The following is a 6,989-nucleotide window of genomic DNA, read 5'->3' as shown; positions in this document are numbered from 1 at the left end:
GTACGTCGCGGTGCCGGCCGGCGCCGACGCGCTCGTCGCGGGCCTCATCACGGTGACGACGTCGCGCGGCACGCCGATCTCGATCGTGCCGGGCGTCATCGCCACGGGCGAACTGCCCGACGTGATGCGCGGTGAAGAAACGCAGATATTCGGTGCACTCGCGAGCGATCCCACGCTTGGCGCCGATCGTTCAGGGGTACTGATCGGCTTGCCGGGCACCCATGCGAAATGGGCGTGGGTGAGGGACGGGTTGATCGAGCGCTTCCAGACCTTCATGACGGGCGAGCTGTTCGCGGTGCTGCGCGACCACACGATCCTCGGCCGCACGATGCGCACCGGCGCGTCGCCCGATCGCGCGGCGTTCGTGCGCGGCGTCTCGGTTGCGCGCGGCGCGCAGCACACGGGGCTGCTCGCGACGATCTTCAGCACGCGCACGCTCGGCCTGACCGACCGGCTCGCGCCCGATGCGCAGGGCGACTACCTGTCCGGGCTGCTGATCGGCCATGAGCTCAATGCGCTCGACGCGATGCTCGCGGAGCGCGGCATCGCGCTCGCGGACCAGCCGCTGCTGCTGATCGGCGATGACAGCTTATGTGCGCGCTACGCCGATGCGCTCCAGGAATTCGGCCACCCGCATGCCCGCGTCGTCGCGCATGCGACCGACCGCGGCCTGTGGCGGATCGCGTCGCGCGCCGGGCTCGTGCGCGCAGACGGCGAGCCCGTCTGCGCCGACCAATGAACTGTTTGCAGAGGAACCTTCGATGCCGTCCGACCTGACCTTGCCCGCGCCGTACACGCCGCATGCCGCGCTGATGCGTGCGTTCGACTCGTGCCCGCTGATCGCGATCATGCGCGGGATCACGCCCGCCGAAGCGGCCGACCACGGCCATGCGCTCTATGAGGCCGGCTTCCGGATCGTCGAGGTGCCGCTCAACTCGCCCGATCCGTTCGACAGCATTGCGGCGCTGCGGCGCGCGCTGCCCGACGATGCGATCGTCGGCGCGGGGACCGTGCTGCGCGCCGAGTATGTCGACCGCGTGCAGGACGCGGGTGGCGCGCTGATCGTGATGCCGCACAGCGACGCGGCCGTGATCCGCCGCGCACGCGAGCGCGGCCTTGCGAGCGCGCCGGGCGTGGCGACGCCGACCGAAGCCTTTGCGGCGCTTGCGAACGGCGCCGACGTGCTGAAGATGTTCCCGGCCGAGCAGCTCGGCGTGCATGTCGTGAAGGCATGGCGCGCGGTGATCGACCGCGCAGTGCCGTTGATTCCGGTCGGCGGCATCTCGCCCGACAACATGCAGCCGTTCCTCGACGCCGGCGCGAACGGCTTCGGGCTCGGCTCGGCGCTGTACCGCCCCGGCCAGTCGGCCGACGCGACCGCGGCGAACGCGCGCGCGTTCCAGGCCGGCTTGCGCGTGGCGCGCGGCGGAGCCGCATGATGGGCCGCCTCGCGGACAAGGTCGCGATGGTGACGGGCGCGGGCCGAGGGATCGGCGCCGCGATCGCCCGCGCGTTCGTTCGCGAAGGGGCGGCTGTTGCGCTCGTCGATCTCGATTTCCCGCAGGCGCAGCGCACCGCCGCCGGGATCGCACACGAGATCGCCGGCGCGCGCGTGCTGCCGCTGCAGGCGGATGTCGCACGCCAGGATGCGGTGCGCGAGGCACTGGCGCAGACCGAGGCGGCATTCGGCCCGCTCGACGTGCTCGTGAACAACGCGGGCATCAACGTGTTCGCCGATCCGCTGACGATGACCGACGACGACTGGCGCCGCTGCTTCGCGGTCGACCTCGACGGCGTGTGGCACGGCTGCCGCGCGGCGCTGGAGGGGATGGTCGAACGCGGTCGCGGCAGCATCGTGAACATCGCGTCGACGCACGCGTTCAGGATCATCCCGGGCTGTTTCCCGTACCCGGTCGCGAAGCATGGCGTGCTGGGCCTGACACGCGCGCTCGGCATCGAATACGCCGAGCGCAACGTGCGCGTGAACGCGATCGCGCCGGGCTACATCGAGACGCAGCTCACGCGCGACTGGTGGGACGCGCAACCTGACCCTGCCGCCGCACGCGCCGAAACGCTCGCGCTGCAGCCGATGAAGCGGATCGGTCGGCCCGAGGAGGTCGCGATGACGGCCGTGTTCCTGGCGTCCGACGAAGCGCCGTTCATCAATGCTGCGTGCATCACCGTCGATGGCGGGCGCGCGGCGCTGTATCACGATTGACGCAACGATTCGAAAGACCGCACGTGCGATGGCCGCGCGCACGCTGCGTCGAAACCAACAAGCGGCTGCATCCTGTTCGATGAAGACAAGGAGACACTGGAGATGAAACGCAGAACGTTCGTAACGCTGGCCGCCGCGGCCGCGGTGGTGATCGGGAGCCCCGTCGCGCACGCGGCCGATCCGGTCAAGATCGGCTTCCTGGTGAAGCAGCCGGAAGAGCCGTGGTTCCAGGACGAGTGGAAGTTTGCCGAAATGGCGGCGAAGGCGAAGGGCTTCACGCTCGTGAAGATCGGCGCGCCGTCCGGTGAAAAGGTGATGAGCGCGATCGACAACCTGTCCGCGCAGAAGGCGCAGGGCTTCATCATCTGCACGCCCGACGTGAAGCTCGGGCCGGGCATCGTCGCGAAGGCGAAGTCGCACAACCTGAAGATGATGACGGTGGATGACCGCCTCGTCGATGGCGCGGGCAAGCCGATCGAGTCGGTCCCGCACATGGGGATCTCCGCGTACAACATCGGCAAGCAGGTCGGCGACGGCATCGCGGCCGAGATCAAGAAGCGTGGCTGGGACATGAAGGACGTCGGCGCGATCGACATCACCTACGAGCAGCTGCCGACCGCGCACGACCGCACGAGCGGCGCGACCGACGCGCTGGTGGCCGCCGGCTTCCCGAAGGCGAACGTGATCGCGGCGCCGCAGGCGAAGACCGACACCGAGAACGCATTCAACGCGGCGAACATCGCGCTCACGAAGAATCCGCAGTTCAAGCACTGGGTGGCGTACGGCCTGAACGACGAAGCCGTGCTTGGCGCGGTGCGCGCGGCCGAAGGGCGCGGCTTCAAGGCGGACAACATGATCGGCATCGGCATCGGCGGTTCCGATTCGGCGCTGAACGAGTTCAAGAAGCCGCAGCCGACGGGCTTCTACGGCACCGTGATCATCAGCCCGAAGCGCCACGGCGAGGAAACCTCGGACCTGATGTACACGTGGATCACGCAGGGCAAGGCGCCGCCGGCGCTGACGCTGACGACCGGCATGCTCGCGACGCGCGACAACGTGTCGAAGGTGCGCGACGAGATGGGGCTCGCGTCGAAGTAAGCGGCCCGCCGGCTGCCGCGGCGATGCGGCGGCCGGCGGTCGATCGATCCGGAAGTGGGGAGACGACGTGTCAGCGGCACTGCGTTTTGACAATATCGGCAAGGTCTTTCCTGGCGTGCGCGCACTCGACGGCATTTCGTTCGACGTGCACGCGGGCGAGGTGCATGGCCTGATGGGCGAGAACGGCGCGGGCAAGTCGACGCTGCTGAAGATTCTCGGCGGCGAATACCAGCCCGATGCGGGCAGCGTGCTGGTCGACGGCCAGCCCGTGCAGTTCGCGAGTGCGGCCGCGTCGATCGCGGCCGGCATCGCGGTGATTCACCAGGAGCTGCAGTACGTGCCCGACCTCACGGTCGCGGAAAACCTGCTGCTCGGCCGCCTGCCGAATGCGTTCGGCTGGGTGCGCAAGCGCGAGGCGAAGCGCTTCGTGCGCGAGCGGCTCGCCGCGATGGGCGTCGACCTCGATCCCGATGCGCGGCTCGGGCGGCTGTCGATCGCGCAGCGGCAGATGGTCGAGATCTGCAAGGCGCTGATGCGCAACGCGCGCGTGATCGCGCTCGACGAACCGACCAGCTCGCTGTCGCATCGCGAGACCGAAGTGCTGTTCAAGCTCGTCGACGATCTGCGTGCGCAGGGCCGTGCACTGATCTACATCTCGCACCGGATGGACGAGATCTACCGCTTGTGCGATGCGTGCACGATCTTCCGCGACGGGCGCAAGATCGCATCGCACGAATCGCTCGCCGACGTGCCGCGCGAACGGCTCGTCGCCGAGATGGTCGGGCGCGAGATTTCGGATATCTATCATTACGCGCCGCGTGCGCTCGGTGACGTGCGGTTCGCCGCCGAAGGCGTCGACGGCCCCGCATTGCGTGAACCCGCGAGCTTCTCGGTGCGCGCGGGCGAGATCGTCGGCTTCTTCGGGCTCGTCGGCGCGGGCCGCAGCGAGCTGATGCGGCTCGTGTACGGCGCGGATCGCCGGCGCGCGGGCGTGCTGACGCTCGACGGCGCGCGCATCGACGTGAAGCGCACCGGCGACGCGATCCGCCACGGCATCGTGCTGTGCCCCGAGGACCGCAAGGAAGAAGGGATCATCGCGATCGCGTCGGTCGCGGAGAACATCAACATCAGTTGCCGCCGCCATTCGCTGCGCGCGGGGCTCTTCATCAACCGCAGGGCCGAAAGCGAAACGGCCGACCGTTTCATCCAGCGGCTCAAGATCAAGACGCCGAACCGGCGGCAGAAGATCCGCTTCCTGTCGGGCGGCAACCAGCAGAAGGCGATCCTGTCGCGCTGGCTCGCGGAGCCCGACCTGAAGGTCGTGATCCTCGACGAACCGACGCGCGGGATCGACGTCGGCGCGAAGCACGAGATCTACGACGTGATCTACCGGCTCGCGGAGCGCGGCTGCGCGATCGTGATGGTGTCGTCGGAGCTGCCCGAAGTGCTCGGTGTGTCCGACCGCATCGTCGTGATGCGCGAAGGCCGGATCGCGGGCGAACTGCCGCGCGAACAGGCGAACGAGCACGCGGTGCTGAGCCTCGCGCTGCCGCAGACGAGCGCCGTCGAGGCGGCCTGACGCGGGACACGACATTCGAATCGAACACGCGCGGCGCGGGCCGTGCGATGCAGGAGCAGGAGACACCATCATGCAAGTCAACGAAAACCTTGCCAGCGCCGCCGTGAAGCCGTCGGCCGACGCGCTGGTTCCGCAGCAGAGCGACCGCCAGAAGTGGTGGCAGCATCTGACCGAATACAGCCTGATCGCGATCTTCGCGGTGATGTTCATCACGATGTCGCTCACCGTCGATCACTTCTTCTCGATCGACAACATGCTCGGCCTCGCGCTGTCGATCTCGCAGATCGGGATGGTCGCGTGCACGATGATGTTCTGTCTCGCGTCGCGCGACTTCGACCTGTCGATCGGCTCGACCGTCGCGTTCTCCGGCGTGCTGTGCGCGATGGTGCTGAACGCGACCGACAACACGTTCGTCGCGATCATCGCGGCGGTCGCGGCCGGCGCCGCGATCGGCTTCGTGAACGGCGCGGTGATCGCATACCTGCGCATCAACGCGCTGATCACGACGCTCGCGACGATGGAGATCGTGCGCGGGCTCGGCTTCATCGTGTCGAAGGGGCAGGCGGTCGGCGTGTCGTCGGATACGTTCATCGCGCTCGGCGGGCTGTCGATGTTCGGCGTGTCGCTGCCGATCTGGGTCACGCTGCTGTGCTTCATCGCGTTCGGCGTGCTGCTGAACCAGACGGTATATGGCCGCAACACGCTGGCGATCGGCGGCAACCCGGAAGCCTCGCGGCTCGCGGGGATCAACGTCGAACGCACACGCGTGTACATCTTCCTGATCCAGGGTGCAGTGACGGCACTCGCGGGCGTGATCCTCGCATCGCGCATCACGTCGGGCCAGCCGAACGCCGCGCAGGGCTTCGAGCTGAACGTGATCTCCGCGTGCGTGCTCGGCGGCGTGTCGCTGATGGGCGGCCGCGCGACGATCTCGGGCGTCGTGATCGGCGTGCTGATCATGGGCACCGTCGAGAACGTGATGAACCTGCTGAACATCGACGCGTTCTACCAGTACCTCGTGCGCGGCGCGATCCTGCTCGCAGCCGTGCTGCTCGACCAGTTGAAGAACCGCGGCGTCCGCGACTGACCCGATCCGCTCTTACGGAGACGAACCGCATGACCATCGACACTTCCGCGCACGACCCGCACGCCGCGAGCCACGCGCGCTACGCACGGTATCCGAGCCTCCAGGATCGCGCGGTGCTGATCACGGGCGGCGCGACCGGCATCGGCGCGGCGTTCGTCGAGCACTTCGCCGAACAGGGCGCGCGCGTCGCGTTCGTCGACCTCGACGCGGCGGCCGGTACCGCGCTGGCGGAAAGCCTCGCGCACGTCCGTCATGCGCCGCTGTTCCTCCAGTGCGACCTGACCGACATCGATGCGCTGCGCCATGCGATCGACGCGATCCGCGCGCGCATCGGCGCGATCGCGGTGCTCGTGAACAACGCGGCGAACGACGCGCGGCACGCGATCGGCGACGTGACGCCCGAATCGTTCGACGCGGGCATCGCGGTGAACCTGCGCCACCAGTTCTTCGCCGCGCAGGCGGTGATCGACGACATGAAGCAGCAGGGCGGCGGCGCGATCATCAATCTCGGCTCGATCAGCTGGATGCTGAAGAACGGCGGCTATCCCGTCTACGTGATGGCGAAGGCGGCCGTGCAGGGGCTGACGCGCGGTCTCGCGCGCGACCTCGGCCCGTTCGGCATCCGCGTGAATTCGCTGGTGCCCGGCTGGGTGATGACCGACAAGCAGCGCCGGCTGTGGCTCGACGACGCGGGCCGCGCGGCGATCAAGGCCGGCCAGTGCCTCGATGCCGAGCTGCTGCCCGCCGATCTCGCGCGGATGGCGCTGTTTCTTGCCGCCGACGACAGCCGGATGATCACCGCGCAGGACGTGATCGTCGACGGCGGCTGGGCCTGACCGTTCGCACGACCCGCATCGTTTCTTCGACGAAGGAAAGGAGTTCACCATGACCGCCACGTCCTCGCGCGCATCGTCGTCCACCAGCCAGTCGCGCCGCGCGCGCCTGGCCGCCGCCGCGCAGCCGGTCAGCCCCGGCCCGCAGACGGCTGCCTTTGCGCAGGGCGTCGA

At 68.6% G+C, this 6,989-nt stretch carries 7 protein-coding genes and 1 pseudogene; all 8 read left to right on the top strand.

What is annotated here, in order from left to right; genetic code table 11:
• Positions 1–739 (top strand): 2-dehydro-3-deoxygalactonokinase (locus tag G3N93_RS30735; protein WP_206134639.1); only part of this gene is annotated, 739 nt, incomplete at its 5' end.
• 22 nt (positions 740–761) lie between these two features.
• On the top strand, positions 762–1,439 hold the full coding sequence (locus G3N93_RS30730) for a 2-dehydro-3-deoxy-6-phosphogalactonate aldolase (protein WP_206134638.1): 678 nt from the start codon (positions 762–764) through the stop codon (positions 1,437–1,439).
• Positions 1,439–2,218 (top strand): SDR family oxidoreductase, encoded by a 780-nt coding sequence (locus tag G3N93_RS30725; RefSeq protein ID WP_174939464.1) that lies wholly within the window; start codon positions 1,439–1,441, stop codon positions 2,216–2,218. The genes G3N93_RS30730 and G3N93_RS30725 overlap by 1 nt, the downstream gene beginning before the upstream one ends.
• Positions 2,219–2,320: 102 nt before the next feature.
• Positions 2,321–3,316 (top strand): arabinose ABC transporter substrate-binding protein, encoded by a 996-nt coding sequence (locus G3N93_RS30720; RefSeq protein ID WP_174939100.1) that lies wholly within the window; start codon positions 2,321–2,323, stop codon positions 3,314–3,316.
• A gap of 67 nt (positions 3,317–3,383) precedes the next feature.
• Positions 3,384–4,895, top strand: coding sequence for an L-arabinose ABC transporter ATP-binding protein AraG (gene araG / locus G3N93_RS30715; RefSeq protein WP_206134637.1), 1,512 nt, complete (start codon positions 3,384–3,386; stop codon positions 4,893–4,895).
• A gap of 70 nt (positions 4,896–4,965) precedes the next feature.
• Positions 4,966–5,982 (top strand): L-arabinose ABC transporter permease AraH, encoded by a 1,017-nt coding sequence (gene araH / locus G3N93_RS30710; protein ID WP_206124544.1) that lies wholly within the window; start codon positions 4,966–4,968, stop codon positions 5,980–5,982.
• A 29-nt stretch (positions 5,983–6,011) separates the two neighbouring features.
• Entirely contained in the window at positions 6,012–6,818 is an 807-nt protein-coding gene (locus G3N93_RS30705) for an SDR family NAD(P)-dependent oxidoreductase (RefSeq protein WP_206134636.1), read from the top strand.
• A gap of 49 nt (positions 6,819–6,867) precedes the next feature.
• Positions 6,868–6,989: pseudogene (locus G3N93_RS30700) on the top strand (aldose 1-epimerase); the annotation flags it as partial.

The organism is Burkholderia sp. Se-20378 (genome assembly GCF_017104665.1).
In the GTDB taxonomy this organism is placed as follows: domain Bacteria; phylum Pseudomonadota; class Gammaproteobacteria; order Burkholderiales; family Burkholderiaceae; genus Burkholderia; species Burkholderia lata.
This window is presented reverse-complemented; position numbering and strand designations above follow the sequence as displayed.

Bases quoted from the DNA above. Each gene is read 5' to 3' on its own strand.
- G3N93_RS30725 (WP_174939464.1), top strand. From the start codon at position 1,439: ATGGGCCGCCTCGCGGACAAGGTCGCGATGGTGACGGGCGCGGGCCGA.
- G3N93_RS30720 (WP_174939100.1), top strand. From the start codon at position 2,321: ATGAAACGCAGAACGTTCGTAACGCTGGCCGCCGCGGCCGCGGTGGTG.
- G3N93_RS30705 (WP_206134636.1), top strand. From the start codon at position 6,012: ATGACCATCGACACTTCCGCGCACGACCCGCACGCCGCGAGCCACGCG.
- G3N93_RS30730 (WP_206134638.1), top strand. From the start codon at position 762: ATGCCGTCCGACCTGACCTTGCCCGCGCCGTACACGCCGCATGCCGCG.
- araH (WP_206124544.1), top strand. From the start codon at position 4,966: ATGCAAGTCAACGAAAACCTTGCCAGCGCCGCCGTGAAGCCGTCGGCC.